Origin of the sequence: Glaciimonas sp. PAMC28666, from assembly GCF_016917355.1 — a bacterium.
Lineage (GTDB): Bacteria > Pseudomonadota > Gammaproteobacteria > Burkholderiales > Burkholderiaceae_D > Glaciimonas.
In genome coordinates, this window is record NZ_CP070304.1 from 2980005 (window position 1) to 2995366 (window position 15362).

A 15362-nucleotide genomic window follows, 5' to 3' on the forward strand; every position below is an offset into this window, starting at 1 on the left:
ATACTTGACCGTACTTAATAGTACCGTTTAGTATGACGACATAGCCGAGCGACACATCGAAAGCACCGCGGCGTGGCAAGCACAACTACAAGGATACAAACCATGACAGATGAAGTGTTGGTCGAACACGAAGATGGCCTGGTGATCATAACGATCAATCGGCCGCAGGCAAGAAATGCAGCGAATCGGGCGGTGTCTTTCGGCGTGTGCGAGGCCATGGACGAAATGGACCGGCGCGATGATTTACATCTGGCGATTCTTACAGGTGCCGGTGGCAATTTCTGCTCTGGTATGGACCTCAAGGCATTCGCGCGCGGAGAAGTTACGCGGGTCGAAGGTAGAGGGATTCTGGGAATTACCGTGACACCGCCGCGCAAGCCGGTAATCGCCGCTGTTGAGGGTTTTGCATTGGCAGGGGGTTTCGAATCGGCATTGGCTTGCGATCTGTTGGTGGCCTCGCGCACGGCGATGTTCGGTCTGCCAGAAGTTAAACGCGGACTGGCCGCGGCGGCTGGCGGATTGTTGCGTTTGCCGCGGTTGATCCCGCAGCGCATCGCAATGGAAATAGCGCTCACGGGAGAAATGATATCGGCTGAGCGGTTGGAGCGCTACGGACTGATCAACAGGTTAGTCGAGCCGGGTGATGCATTGGCAGAAGCCAAGCGCCTGGCGCGCCTGATCCTTGCCAACGCACCGATGTCGGTGGCGGCGAGTAAACGTGTGATAGTTGAGCAACGGGATTGGGCGCTGGATGAGATGTTCGCACGCCAGGAGGCGATCACGGGAGCGATTCTGCGCTCAAACGATGCGCGTGAGGGCGCGCTGGCATTCGCCGAAAAGCGCGCAGCGAAGTGGACATGCACCTGAGAGTGACTTTGTGTGTGCTGAAAAAATAAAAATAATTTAAAAATGCCGGCAGCTTACTCAGTGTGTGCGTTTCAAACCTATAACCCAGAGTGTTCTCATGATTCCACGTACCATTTTTAGTTCCGACTATGAACTCTTTCGCGATACCGTACGTCGTTTTATCGCAGAACACATCGTGCCGTTCCACGCCGACTGGGAGAAAGCCGGTCAAGTGCCGCGCGAACTCTGGCTTAAAGCCGGCGAACTAGGCCTGCTATGCTGTAATGTTCCCGAGGAATACGGCGGCATGGGCGGGGACTTCTTGCATAGTGCCATCCTGATTGAGGAAATGGCACGAGTTGGTGCCACCGGTCCAACCTTCTATCTGCAATCAGACATCATTGCGCCTTATCTGGTGGACTTCGGTACAGAAGAGCAGAAAAAAAAGTGGCTGCCAAAAATGGCAACGGGCGAAGTGGTTGTGGCGCTGGGGATGAGTGAGCCGTCGGGCGGTAGCGATGTACAAGCCATGCGCACACAAGCGTTACGTGAAGGCGATGAATACGTGATTAATGGACAGAAGGTCTTTATCACAAACGGCCACAGCGCTGATTTGTTGGTACTCGCTTGCAAGACGGATCCTAAGGCGCGAGGCAAGGGCGTGAGCTTGATTCTGGTCGAGACCGACAGATCAGGTTTTACACGTGGACGCAAGCTGGAAAAAATCGGCTGCAAAGCCCAGGATACTTCGGAATTATTTTTTTCCGATGTGCGCGTGCCTGTCAGCAATCTGCTCGGTCAAGAAGGTGGCGGATTCGTTATGTTGATGACGCAACTGGCACAAGAGCGTCTGGTCCAGGCCATTCGTGGCGTGTCGAGTTCCGAAGCAGCGTTGCAGTGGACGATAGATTACGTTACCGAGCGCCAGATGTTCGGCCAGACGCTGGGCGATTTCCAGAATACGCGATTCAAGCTAGCCGAGTTGCATGCCGAAATATTGGCACAACGGGTATTTGTTGATCGTTGTATCGAGTTGCACCTGAAGGGCGAACTGGACGCGACCGATGCCGCCGCGGCCAAATTGGTCACCACTGAACTGCAAGGAAAAGTCATGGATCAATGTCTGCAGTTTTTCGGTGGATGGGGCTACATGTGGGAATATCCAATCGCACGCGCATTCGCTGATGCCCGCATGTGTCGCCTGGGTGGCGGTACTGCCGAAGTCATGAAGCAAATTATCGGCAATGCAATATTACCGAAAGTTCGGAAGCCGGTAATCGCGTAGGTTTAATTTTTTGGCTAGTGGGTTGATGGTCAGGTCTGGTCGCATTCTCGTCGTGCAACGAACATCTTGCCCTCGTAAGGAATGTGCCGTGAAGCTTTCGGTTGGGGGTATTGTTGTACGGTTACATCAACTTGTAAAGTTTTGGGTTATACCTTAAAGTACTTTACAATACCAAATAGTATAAAAATAAATTAAGCTAGTTGGAGTCGGGCCTGAAATTTCGTCGGCCTGTAAAAATACCAACAAAAGCTTTGGAGATACTCTAAAAACCACCTGTAAATATGCTTCCTGAAAAGGAGCACGCTGGACGCCCACTTGGGTCGCCAGACAATGTTTATCGAGCACTTTTAAGTGCCAGATACCAGGTGGTTTAGCGCAGAAGGCTTGAAATATGTCGCGCGAGAAATAAAGATAAAAATAAATTCAATGTAGCAATGGAGGATGACAATGCGCAACTTAATCAATAAATATAATAAAGATTATTACGGCGGTGGCTTAATGATGTTGTTGGGTTTGGGTGCCGTGGTGCAAGGGCGCACTTATAACATCGGCACGTTGAGCAAAATGGGCCCGGGATTTTTCCCGGTCGCGCTCGGGACCTTGTTGATGTTAGTCGGCGCGGCAATCGCTCTTACCGCTAAGAATTCCGCATCCGCCGCGGAAGAGAAGTATGTGCGTCCAGAATGGCGCGGCTGGATCTGCATCGCTCTTTCCATCGTCGCGTTCGTGGTATTGGGCAAGTATGGGGGCCTGTTGCCGGCAACCTTTGCGATTGTTTTCATCGCCGCAATGGGTGACCGGAAAAATTCACTAAAGAGCGCGTTCCTACTATCGTCGGCGATGGTAGCGGTGTGCGTGGTGATATTTTGGTGGGCCCTTAAATTGCAGTTTCCTTTGTTTCAGTGGGGTTAAGTCATGATCGGACAGTCTTTAATGGATTTGTGGCAAGGCTTCGGCGTTGCGCTTCAGCCACACAATCTGATGTGGTCGTTTGTCGGTGTATTGATTGGTAATCTGATCGGAGTTTTGCCGGGTATGGGTGCGCTCTCGGCGATTTCCATGCTGCTGCCCCTGACGTACTCCTTGCATCCAATTCCTGCGATTTTGATGCTGGCCGGCATTTTCTATGGCTCGCAGTATGGTGGCGCCATCGGTGCAATTTTGCTTAACTTGCCGTGCCATCCGCCGCATGCAGTGACCTGCCTTGATGGTTACCCGCTGACTAAACAAGGCAAGGGTGGAACCGCGCTCGGTATCACGATGATTTCATCATTTTTTGCCGCCTCGTTCGGTATTGTTGTGATGATTTTCGCATCGCCTCTTTTGGTGAGTGTTGCCTTCAAATTTGGGCCGACTGAAATATTTTCGATCATGCTACTTGGCCTGATTTGCGGCGGTACCATGTCAAAGGGCTCTCCGTTAAAAGGAATAGCGATGACCTTGGTAGGCCTGATGATCGGACTGGTAGGAACGGATGTGAATACTGGTACGGCCCGGTTCACCATGGGACTGATCGAGCTGTCCGATAAGGTTGAATTGGTGGCGTTAGCGCTGGGACTATTTGGTGTGACCGAATTTTTACGCAGCGTCAATCGGATGGAGGTTGTCGCCAAAGGCGTCAAAATGCGTTTGCGTGACATGCGACCCAGCAAGGCTGAGCTAAAGCAGTCTTTTTTTCCAATGGTGCGCGGCACGTTGATCGGGACTCTGTTTGGTGCCATGCCAGGTACCGGACCAACGATAACAACCTTTATTGCGTATGCATTCGAACGCAAAATATCGAAAACGCCTGAACGTTTTGGTCATGGGGCGATTGAAGGTGTGGCTAGTCCAGAGGCCGCATCACACTCAAAAACCCAGGTGGACTTTATTCCGACCATGAGTCTGGGTATTCCCGGCGACGCCGTAATGGCGCTGATCCTCGGCGCACTGTTGATTCAGGGAATTCAACCTGGACCGCAACTGATCACGGAACATGCCGACCTTTTCTGGGGACTTATCGCGAGCTTCTGGATTGGCAACGTGTTGCTGGTGATATTGAATGTTCCGCTGATTGGTATCTGGGTAAAACTGCTTCAGGTTCCTTATCGTTACCTTTATCCGGCAGCGCTTTTCTTTATCGCTGTCGGCGTGTATAGCACCAATAACAGTCTGTTTGAAATTGGTGAAGTATTGATATTCGGTTTGATTGGTGCTGTTTTTGTCGCCCTGGATTTTTCAGTCGCACCCATTTTGCTGGGGTATGTGCTGGGACCGATGGTCGAGGAAAATTTCCGACGCGCATTGTTGCTTTCACGGGGCGACATGATGGTGTTCGTGCAGCGCCCAATTAGCGGTGGATTCCTTGCCGTGTGCGCCTTCCTGATTCTCACGCAACTGTTTTTCGCGGTGCGGAGCGGTCAACGGAAAAAAATGGCAAAACTGCGGCCAGTGACGCCGACAGCAATTCCGGTTGTTGAGGAAGGCTGATAGAGTTGCCATAGCGCGATATCGGGTTTGCCTTCCACCCTTGCCAGCATATTTGGGGCAGGGGGCGACACATCAGGCTGTATGCCTGGCAATCAATATTGGTGGATATTGTAATGACAAATGATGCACTAGCCATTAAAAAGCGCCCGACCCGCCAACGCCACATATGGATCAATTCTGATCGCGTCTTTTATTCGGGTTTGATGGGACAGCGGACCACGCGCGTGATGGGTAGCATCATCATTTTTGTATCGCTGTCCGACCCGATATTGATTAGCATAAACGATGGTGAATGGGTAAACACCGACCTGGCAGTTGTGCAGGCTTATACGCCGCACCGCATCGATTGTGGTAACCGCCTGGTGGCGGTGTTCCATATAGAGCCAGAAACGGTAGACGCTGCGCAATTGCCGGATTATTTGAAAGCTGCATCCGGCAAACTTGTTGATGAAGCTTTGGTTCAACGGGTGCGCGACGCACACCTGAAAATTAATAGTCTTGGTGATATCGCCGACCCGCAGACAGAAGATTTCGACATGTTTTTTTTCGGGCAGTTATTGACCCTACCGCGTGCGTTTGAGCCACGTATCGCATCGTTGGTAGAGGCGATAAAACGGAACCCGTGCGGTCAGGCAACGGCGATCGATAGCGCCCGTGAAGCAGGCCTTTCGGTATCCAGATTCTTGCATCTCTTTCGTGAAAATGTGGGCGTACCATTCCGCAGTTTTCGGTCGTGGAAGCGCGGTCGGAGTTTGCTGTATCGTTTGATGGATTCGACCAATCTGGTGTATCTGGCTCTCAACACCGGCTATCCCGATTCGACCCATTTCAGCCACTCTGTGCGTCAGGTGTTTGGCATGACGCCTACGCTGTTATTTAAGAATTGCCAGAAGATCAGCATGTACGGGCAGACCATACACCCACCTGATGCAACTTGAGTTTGCTGAAGGCTACCCAAGTCTGCTCAATAAGATCTGACCTCTTGAGCGTTAAAGACGCAAGATGGAAAGACTAATAAATATCTACAATATTTTCTCGTTTGACGGCAACACGTGTGCGCACTACTGTTGGGTAAATAAAAATGACAAGATGTCGACAGCATAGAGCTGATACGACAGGAGAAAGAAACAAGCGCTTGCTGGAAAACTTATGGGAACTTCGTTTGAATTTCTTATAAGAGTTTCTATCAACCAGCGCGGCGATGGAATGGTTTGCGCGAATAATCAGCACCAGAATTAATTGTCGAAGCGGCCAGGATGACTACTCTGGTGCAACGACTATCAGCGTAAATGCACGAGATCATCGCATCATCTGCCCTTTGGTAATCCTCCGGCATACGCCTGGTTGCCTTGTCTTTTTTTATTTCCCATACGAGATGCTTTCGAGGCACTCGAATTTGTTATAACCATTGAAGAGACTTTAGCGATCTATGCGTGCACCTTACAGTAGAAATTTATTTGACCTTGTATGTGAAATGGCGGAGCGGTACACGGATCGCTCGGCCATCATTGCAGGAGATCAACGTGTCACTTATCCTGAGCTCGAATTACGCGTGAGACGGGTCGCTGCTGGCATGCGCGCCGCAGGGATAGTGCGTGGCGACAGGATCGGTATTTTAGTCAACAACCGTCCGGAGTGGGTCGAAGTCTGTATCGGTGCGGCGGCTCTTGGCGCGGTGGCGGTTCCTTTCAGCACCTGGTCGAAACGCGCAGAGCTGGATTTTTTGCTGGCCGATTCAAAAATAAAACAATTGTTCACACTTAAGAGTTTTGGTGAGCAGGATTATGCCGCCGACCTGATTGCGTTGATACCCGAATTGGGTTCCGCAGCACCGGGGCGGTGGCGCTCCGAGCGATTTCCGCAGTTAGAGGCAGTTATTGCGATCGGTGACAATGACGCCGGTCATACGCCACTGGTCGGTGCCGTTGCTTATGAGGATTTTGTCAGTCTTCATACACCACTCGACGAGTCGCAGGCACCGGGTGGCGGCGGTCAGAATGGCGATGATGCAATGATTTTGTATACGTCAGGCTCAACCTCTTATCCAAAAGCAGTGCGCTTAACGCAGTGTGCAATGATTGAAAATGCATTCAACATCGGCGAGCGGCAAGGTTATACACCGTACGAAAAAGTTCTTCTGGCGTTGCCTTTGTTCTGGTCCTACGGATCGGCAAATGCGATGTGCGCCACATTCACGCACGGTGCTGCACTGGTATTGCAGACACGTTTCGAACCGGCTGGCGCGATTGATCTGATTGAGCAACATGCTTGTTCGGCGATATATACCTTGCCTGCGATGACAACCAGTATCGTGACGCATCCGTCATTCCGTAGCGAGAGGACGCGCAGCCTGCGTACCGGCCTGACCATCGGCAGCGCACAAGATGTCGTCAATGCCGCCGAACTACTCGGTGCGACCGAGATTTGCAATGTGTACGGTCAAACTGAAAGTTATGGTAACTGTTGCGTCACCTGGCACCACTGGACACTGGAGCAGCGCAAGCAAATGCAAGGACAGCCTCTTCCCGGTGTGACGGTACGGATCGTGGATGCGGACTCTGGGGAAGAAATGCCACAAGGTGAAACCGGCATGATTGAGGTGTGCGGAAATGTGACGCCCGGATACACCGGTATTAGCATAGAGCTTAACGACTCCGCGTTCACATTGGACGGCTATTTCCCAACAGGTGATCTGGGACGGATGACCGCTGACGGTTGTTTGCAGTTTGTCGGACGTAACACTGAGATGATCAAGCGTGCAGGTATTAACGTGGCGCCCGCTGAAATTGAAGAGTTGCTCCAACAGCACAGCGCCGTGGCGCTGGCTGGCGTGACGGGCGCACCCGATGCTGACCGGGGCGAAATGATTGTCGCCTTTATCGTGCCGGTGCCGGGTATGGAAGTCAGCTGTGCAGAGTTACAAGCCCATTGCCGTGCCATTGCATCCAGCTATAAAGTACCAAATCGTATTGAAATCTGCGAGGCCTTACCGGTGACCCCGACCGGCAAAGTTTTGCGCCGGGAGTTGAAAGCGATGGCTACGGCATTGACTTCCCCCACAAAATAATCGCGCCAACGATGCATCGGTGCGCCGTCGCGTCGGTGCGCCGGTGCATTGATGCACTAGCGTGCAGGCGAACCAGATGATCTGACCAAGTGATGTGGAGACTAGAATATTCCCATGAACATTCAGCAACTTGAAACCTTTTGCTGGATTTCCCGGCTCGGCACTTTTAGTGCGGCTGCCGAACGCTTGTACACGTCTCAGGCGAGTGTTTCGTCACGTATCCGCGAACTCGAAATGGAACTCGACGTAGTCTTATTTGACCGTATAGGTCGGCATGTTCAGCTCACCCTTAAAGGGCGCGAATTACTGGTGCACGCAGAAAAAGTGGTGATCGACGCATCTCAGCTGCGACTGACAGCTGGCAAGCCTGAGATTACCAGCGGTGTGGTCAAGATCGGCTTGGGAGAAGTGATTGCCGCACGTTCTTTAGTCGCAATGATCAATGCATTGAAGCAGCGATATCCTGGGCTTGCGGTCGAGTTTGATATCGACTTGAATGCCAGCCTGTTGCAGAAACTGGGACGCGGTGCAATAGATGTCGCCATTGTGGGCGGTCCCATAAATAACGCTGAAATTAAAGCCGTGCCGATTGGTGCAATGAAGGTGGTGTGGGTCGGCGCACCCGCATTGCTTGGTGAGTTGAAAGTGGTCAGCCCACGTGAGATCGCGGCATTGCCCATCATTTCTCTCAGTCGCGACGCTCGCCTATTTACCCAGATGCAGGGTTGGTTTGCGGATGATGGAGTGGTGCCGGATTCAATCAGTTTTTGTAACAATATGTCGACAATGCTGTATGTCGCGCGTGGCGGCGTGTGTGTCTGCATGATGCCGCAAGAATTGATCAAAGACGATGTGGACAGCGGAATGCTAGTGGCGTTGGAATCACGGCCACCGATCCCTTCCATCACTTTTTTTGTGGCCACCCGGGTTGATAGTTTAGACCCGGCAATCGCCGATTTCGCCGCTATCGTGTCTGAAGTTTGCCGACTACCGCCGGTGACTTAGTTGACCGCAATGACTTGATCAAAGCAATGAATCGGTATCGTTCAGCTGTGCAATGAAAGTAATTAATAATGTTGTTAATTGATGGTCTCAGTGATCGGTATCGACAAGAATTTCTCGTTTGACCCTAGTGGATGAGCGGCGTAACGTAAGACCCATAAAGATCGTTTCGATCCATCCCGTCTGGGAGGAAAAAACGGCGATAAAACGACAGGAGATCACCATGCTTGAAGCAACGCGTCCCATGACAATTGCGGATTTACCAGTTCAGCTTGCCGCCGAACCAAAGACCAAGGCGCAGGCCTCGGCGCGGTACTTTAATACAGGCAATGCGTTCGACGTTAAATTACCTGCAGTTCCCGATCAAAGTTTTATCGATGAGCCAGCACGCGCCTTCCATGCCGATACGCCAACCGGCCTGATCGCCTGCGATGTGTCGGCACAGCTCGAAAGTCTGGTTCCGGCAACTACACCATTATCGTTGGCACGTTACGCCAAGATCAAAGCTGGCGAGACCTTAAACACGGAATTTATCGCCAGCGGCATTATCGTCTATGTCATTACCGGTAGCGGCACCACCGATTGTGAATCCGAGCAGATCGCCTGGAGCGCTGGTGACGTATTCGTCTTACCCGGTGGCGGTGTGCATTGCTACCAGGCGCATGGAGCCGATGCGATTCTGTGGATCGTCACTAATGAGCCGCAACTCGCCTTTGAACATTTGCGCGCGCCGGAACAGGGGAAGTCTCCAACGTGCGTCGTGCATTATCCGGCAGATGAAATAAGCAAACAGATCGACCTGCTATATAAAGTCGGGCGTGGAAAAGACATTCCGGGTTCGGCCTTGATTTTGTCATCAACATCGCAATTGGCAATCCGTAATGTGTTGCCCACTCTGACGGTGGCGATGAATTCCCTGCAGCCCGGCGATGCCCAGCGTCCACATCGACACAATGCGATGGCGATGGCGCTGATTATTCAGGGCGAAGGATGTTATTCGATGGTCGACGGCAAACGCAAAGAATGGTCGCAATGGGCTACCACGGTGACGCCAGCGGTCTCGGTCCACTCGCATCATAACGAGGGTGAAAAGCGCGCCATGTTTTTGATTATTCAGGATGGCGGCATCTACTATTACACCAGGGCAATGGGCTTTTCATTCGCCGATTAGTTACCTCATGCAGCTGCGCCAAAGTTGACCACGGCGGCACGCGAGTGCCGCCTCTTGTGCTACCTAAAACCAATAATTCTTTTTCTAGATCTGGAGATATCTTTATGTCGACTTACGTCAAAAATACGTCAAACGCATCACTGACAGTTCGCCCATTAGGCGCGGCGCTGGGTGCTGAAGTGCTTGGTATCGATATGCGCCGGAAGCTGGATCAGGAAACGATGCGGTTGTTGAACGATATATGGATGGAGCATCTGGTGTTGGTTTTTCCGAATCAACACATTACCGATCTGGAGCACGTCGAGTTCACGCGCAATTTCGGCGAGCCGGAAATATTCCATCAAGACATCATTCGTTCAAAAAGCGTGCGTGAGATTTTCCGTGTATCAAACGTCGATGAAAATAACGTATTGATGCCCTTGTCTCATCCGACTGCGCGCCAGGTTTCTCTCGCGCAATTCTGGCATACCGATAGCAGCTACCGTGCGATACCTTGTACCGGATCTTTATTGCACGGGATTGAAGTGAGTCGCACTGGTGGCGAAACTCAATTTACCAATATGTACGCTGTCTATGAAGCGCTGCCAGAAAGATTGAAACTTGAAGTGGCAGGCCGCCGCGCATTACATGATTTCGAGTTCTTGCAAAAGCAGAACTCTTTGCGCCCATTGACAGATGAAGAGCGGGCCGCCATGCCGCCAGTATGGCAACCGCTGGTAAGGATTCATCCCGGAAGCGGACGCAAGTCGCTTTACATCAGCCCGATTTATAACGAAGAAATAGAAGGCATGCCATCGGATGCCGGGCGCCGTCTGATTGCAGAGCTGACCGAATTTTCTGGCCAGCCGCAATTTGTGTATTCACATCGCTGGGAAACGGATGATGTCGTGTTGTGGGATAACCGTTGCACGATGCATCAGGTGACCAAGTTCGACGCAGATGAACGTCGCGTCATGCATCGGACCACGATTGTAGGCGACGCTGCGGTGGTTGCAGCTTAAATAGCGATTGATGTTTTGGTCCGGACGCAAGCGTAAGCGCCTGGATCAGGAGCTTCAAATCGTTTCTGTTTTTACTGTTACCTGAAAGCTGTCTCATGCCAAATACTTCTATTCCAGTCCTTCAGCATCTCCCGCTTGATCCAGCCTGGTTGCTCCGCTTGCAAGAGGAGATTATTGAACCGGACTTACCGATCATCGATCCGCATCATCATTTATGGGAACGGGCAGGGGGCTATTTCCTCGACGAAATTCTGGAGGATACCAATTCCGGTCACAACGTCGTGGCAACCGTTTTCTCCCAATGCGGTTACGCATATCGTACTGATGGACCGGAAGATTTACGTTCGGTAGGAGAAACCACCTTCGTTGCAGCAATTGCCGAAGAATGCGAGCGCCGCGGTGAAAAAACGCGTATTTGCGCGGGCATCGTCGGTGCAGGCGACCTGTTGCTTGGCGATAAGGTCGCCGTCTTGTTAGAGGCGCATATCGAAGAGGGCCATGGCCGTTTTAGGGGTATTCGTCATATCTCTGCGCGCCATGATGCGTTTTCTGCCAGTCTGCTGGGCCGTCCACAGCCGCATTTGCTGTCTGATGCGACATTTCGTACCGGGTTTGCCCGTTTACAGCCGCTGAACCTAACGTTTGATGCGTGGCTTTATCACACCCAAATTGATGAGCTGACTGCATTGGCACGCGCGTTTCCGGATACGCCGATAGTGCTCAATCATACCGGCGGCCCGCTTGGGGTTGGACCTTATGTCGGCAAGCGTGACGCCGTCTTTACGCATTGGCTGGCATCAATGAAAGTCTTGGCAACCTGTCCAAACGTGCGCGTCAAATTGGGCGGTCTGGCAATGGCAGTGATCGGGTTCGAATTTCATAAAGAGCCGATTCCACCTTCGTCCGGAGAGCTTGCCACCGCCTGGCGTCCGTACATTGAAGCATGTATCGAAAACTTTGGTGCGAATCGGTGCATGTTCGAGAGCAACTTCCCTGTGGATAAAGGCATGTGCAGCTATCCGGTCCTGTGGAATGCGTTTAAACGCATCGCCTCCGGTGCGTCGGCTGCTGAAAAAGCAGCTTTGTTTCACGATACCGCGAGTAGCTTTTATAGATTGGCGAAGTAAGCGCACGCAGCAGGCTCGAGCACGAAGTTTTCGAATCGGTTCTACTAATTATAAAAATAAATACCATGGCCTCAGGCCAGAGGAGACGTTATGCCAGATGCTGATCCATTCGGACTGGCGCAACAGGTCTGCGTAGTAACCGGTGCCGGCAGCGGCATTGGACGCAGCATCGCCACCGCGTTTGGTAAATCCGGGGCACGGGTCGTTGTGCTTGACGTCAATGTCGAAGGAAGCGCCGAAACCGTTAGGAAAATTAACGAATCAGGTGGACAGGCCATCGCCATCCACTGCAACGTGGCAGAACCTGCTAGCGTTGAAGCAGCCGCAGAGCGCGCCTTCAGCGCCTTTGGTCCGTGTGATGTATTGGTCAACAATGCTGGCCTGATTCGAGCGGGCGGTCTCGATACGCTGTCTTTCGAGGCGTGGAATTTGCTGCTATCGGTAAATTTGACTGGCTATTTTCTTTGCTCGCAAATTTTCGGTCGGCAGATGCGGGCCAAAGGCAAGGGCGCATTGGTCCACATTGCCTCGATCGCGGGGAGTAATCCGACGGCTTTTAGTGGCGCATACAGTGTCGCGAAAGCGGGCGTGAGCATGTTGTCGCAGCAGCTTGCAGTGGAATGGGGACCGTCTGGAATTCGAAGCAATGCTGTGCATCCCGGCATGATTTTGACACCGCTGTCGGCGGCGATGTATGACCAGCCCGGCGTGTTGGAGCAGCGTAACAAGTCGATTCCCGCAGGGCGTATCGGCACACCCGAGGACGTAGCGCAAGCGGTGTTATTTTTGGCTAGCGATATGGCCTCTTACGTTAACGGTGATGCGTTGACGGTTGACGGTGGCTTTACCAGCATGCTCCTAAGTCTGGTGCCACGTGCTGGTTATACGCAGTAAGTGCCCTAGCAATTAATTGTTCGGATTGTTACTGAAACCCAGGATAAACCATGGTTTTCACTGCCACATAATATTTCAAAATAGGGAAAGTTTCACATGGCCGACTTGATTCTGCACCACTTCCTGATTTCGCCATTCTCAGAAAAAATCCGACTGGTGCTGGGTTATAAAAACCTTGCCTGGAAATCAGTGATTGTTCCCGGTGTTTTGCCCAAGCCTGACGTCGTCGCCCTCACGGGCGGCTATCGCAGGACGCCCTTCCTGCAAATTGGCGCGGACATTTATTGTGACAGCGCCCTGATCTGTGAAGTTCTGGAGCAGGTCCGGCCAACCCCGGCACTTTATCCATCATCAGTGAACGGTATGGCGCGCACATTGGCGCAGTGGGCGGATACCACGCTTTTCTGGAGCGTTTTGGCACCCCCAAGAGATACCGTGTATATGTTCGCTGACTCACCGCCGGAGACTGTCAACTTGTTTGCGGCAGATCGGGATGCAATGAAGGGGACGATGCATAGATTGCGTGGATCCGACGCAGCAGCGGCCTGCAAAATCTATTTTGACCGACTTTCGGAGATGTTAACCGATCAGCCTTTTTTGCTGGGACAAAAACCTTGTATCGCTGATTTTTCGGTTTATCACCCATTGTGGTTCAGTCTTCAATTTACACCGGTTGTCGCAGACATGCTGCGTACGATGCCGAAGCTGCTGGCATGGATGGGACGCATGCAGGTTTTGGGCCATGGCACGACGCAGCAAATTGATTCAGCGCAGGCTGTGATGGCTGCTGCACGGGTTGAGCCACTACCGATTGGTGAAGGCCCGTTAGCCGACCTGCGTTTTCAGGACGAACATGGCATCCCACTTGGCAGTCGGGTGACGGTCACAGCAGAAAGTTTCGGGCCGGAAGCGACGGAAGGCGAACTGGTCGCTGCCACACGGTCGCATTTCACCTTACGCCGCCACGATCCTCGTGCGGGCACGGTGCACGTGCATTTTCCAAGAATTGGTTACGTCCTCGATAAAGTGGCGTAGCCGGTATTGCGCCTCACCGCCAGGCAACGTCCATCTGGAACTTTGCTGATCGCTGGGGCGACTTTGTAGCACCGTATAAAAATAATAATTCTTTCCATCAGGAGATCAGTATGAGCGCATTTAAATCCGTATTAAAACCCATTGTGAGCATCGCATTGTTGGCTGGTGCGGCAATGTTGCCCCATTTGGCAGTGGCCGCAGATCCGATCAAAATCGGCGCCATCAACCCTTTCAGCGGTCCGCTGGCCCTGTACGGTGTCGAAGTGACCCGCGGTTATGAGTTAGCGGTAGATCAGGCGAATGCAGCCGGTGGCATTCTTGGACGCAAGATCGACATCGTTCGCGGTGACGCGTCGACGCCGCAGCAAGGTATCGCTACCGTCGAGCAGCTGGTGGCGAAGGATAAGGTCGACCTGTTTGTTGGCACCTATACCAGCCCGGTTTCTAACGCGGCTAGCGATGCGGCTTCGCGCTATAACAAGTTGTATTGGGAAACCGGCGCATTGGCACAAAATCTGACCGAGCGCGGCTTGCCAAATTATATTCGTATGAGCCCGAATGGCGGCGATTTCGCGTTGTTGTCGGTCACGGCTGTGCGGGAGCTGGTCGCGCCAGCGCTTAAAAAGAATCTGAAAGACGTCAAGGTCTGGATTGAGCATGAAGACTCGCTGTATGGCACCTCGATTGCTCAGACCCAGAAGCGTCTGCTTGAAGCACTCGGTGCCAAAGTTGTCGGCGTGGGTGCGCACTCAATGCGCTCGATTGATTTGAACGACACGGTTCTGCGCGCCAAGCAAGCTAATCCAGACGTGTTGATCCAGACTGGTTATGTGCCGGACGGCAACCTGTTATTGCGTACGGCCCGCGATCAAGGTTTCAAGCCGGGTGCGATTCTGATGGTGGGAGTGGGCGACACGCCGGAGACACTCCAATCCGTGGGCGCTCCATCGATCGAAGGTGTGCTGGTGGTCAGCTATCCGCGTACCGATATTTCTGATAAATATGGTCCTGGCGCTAAAGGCTTCCTGGCTGCCTATCGCGCTAAATATAAATCTGATCCGATCGCATCGCAAAGCATGACTGCGTATGTCGGAATGCAAATGCTGTTCGACACGATTCGTGCCGCGGGTAGCCTGGATGTCGCAAAAATCCGAAGCGCCGCTGCAGCGATGGACAAGCCGAATGGTACTTATGCAACCGGTTACGGCCTCAAGTTTGATAAAAATTTCCAAAATGTCCGCGCCCTCCCTGTTACTGCGCAATGGCAGAGCGGCAAGATGGTCACAGTGTTTCCGATAGACGCTTCTCCGGTGGGCGCGACACTTAAGCCTCTTACCCGGAACTAAGCCCGTAAGTAGCTGTAAGTCCGTATATCAACTTACGAAGAAGCGAGTCTTTGGTAATACGACTTGGGTATAGGGAGGCCGTTCGCAGTCTAAGCGACGGCTTCCCATCATGGAAAGAA

13 protein-coding genes are annotated in these 15362 nt (G+C 52.3%); all 13 read left to right on the top strand.

Annotated elements, in window-relative coordinates; all coding sequences use genetic code 11:
• Nucleotides 1–102: 102 nt before the first annotated feature.
• The 13 genes from JQN73_RS12800 (at nt 103) to JQN73_RS12860 (ending at nt 15243) form a co-directional block, all read left to right on the top strand.
• On the top strand, nt 103–867 hold the full coding sequence (locus tag JQN73_RS12800) for a crotonase/enoyl-CoA hydratase family protein (protein ID WP_205319244.1): 765 nt from the start codon (nt 103–105) through the stop codon (nt 865–867).
• Between the two features lie 97 nt (nt 868–964).
• Nucleotides 965–2131, top strand: a complete 1167-nt coding sequence (locus JQN73_RS12805) for an acyl-CoA dehydrogenase family protein (protein ID WP_205319246.1) — start codon at nt 965–967, stop codon at nt 2129–2131.
• A 447-nt stretch (nt 2132–2578) separates the two neighbouring features.
• Nucleotides 2579–3043, top strand: a complete 465-nt coding sequence (locus JQN73_RS12810) for a tripartite tricarboxylate transporter TctB family protein (RefSeq protein ID WP_205319248.1) — start codon at nt 2579–2581, stop codon at nt 3041–3043.
• 3 nt (nt 3044–3046) lie between these two features.
• Nucleotides 3047–4600, top strand: a complete 1554-nt coding sequence (locus JQN73_RS12815; RefSeq protein WP_205319250.1) for a tripartite tricarboxylate transporter permease — start codon at nt 3047–3049, stop codon at nt 4598–4600.
• Between the two features lie 113 nt (nt 4601–4713).
• Nucleotides 4714–5538, top strand: coding sequence for an AraC family transcriptional regulator (locus JQN73_RS12820; protein WP_205319251.1), 825 nt, complete (start codon nt 4714–4716; stop codon nt 5536–5538).
• Nucleotides 5539–6029: 491 nt separating this feature from the next.
• A complete protein-coding gene (locus JQN73_RS12825) occupies nt 6030–7667 on the top strand; it encodes a class I adenylate-forming enzyme family protein (protein ID WP_205319253.1) in 1638 nt (545 codons plus the stop codon).
• Nucleotides 7668–7781: 114 nt separating this feature from the next.
• Complete coding sequence (locus JQN73_RS12830) at nt 7782–8672, top strand: LysR family transcriptional regulator (RefSeq protein ID WP_205319255.1); 891 nt, start codon at nt 7782–7784, stop codon at nt 8670–8672.
• A gap of 220 nt (nt 8673–8892) precedes the next feature.
• Nucleotides 8893–9840, top strand: a complete 948-nt coding sequence (locus JQN73_RS12835) for a cupin domain-containing protein (protein ID WP_205319257.1) — start codon at nt 8893–8895, stop codon at nt 9838–9840.
• A gap of 104 nt (nt 9841–9944) precedes the next feature.
• Entirely contained in the window at nt 9945–10841 is an 897-nt protein-coding gene (locus JQN73_RS12840; RefSeq protein ID WP_205319259.1) for a TauD/TfdA family dioxygenase, read from the top strand.
• A gap of 95 nt (nt 10842–10936) precedes the next feature.
• Nucleotides 10937–11968, top strand: coding sequence for an amidohydrolase (locus JQN73_RS12845; RefSeq protein WP_205319261.1), 1032 nt, complete (start codon nt 10937–10939; stop codon nt 11966–11968).
• Between the two features lie 90 nt (nt 11969–12058).
• The gene (locus JQN73_RS12850; protein ID WP_205319263.1) at nt 12059–12862 is read left to right on the top strand and encodes an SDR family NAD(P)-dependent oxidoreductase; all 804 of its coding nucleotides are present in this window, start codon (nt 12059–12061) and stop codon (nt 12860–12862) included.
• A 96-nt stretch (nt 12863–12958) separates the two neighbouring features.
• On the top strand, nt 12959–13897 hold the full coding sequence (locus JQN73_RS12855; protein WP_205319265.1) for a glutathione S-transferase family protein: 939 nt from the start codon (nt 12959–12961) through the stop codon (nt 13895–13897).
• Nucleotides 13898–14007: 110 nt separating this feature from the next.
• On the top strand, nt 14008–15243 hold the full coding sequence (locus JQN73_RS12860; protein WP_205319267.1) for an ABC transporter substrate-binding protein: 1236 nt from the start codon (nt 14008–14010) through the stop codon (nt 15241–15243).
• Nucleotides 15244–15362: the final 119 nt, after the last annotated feature.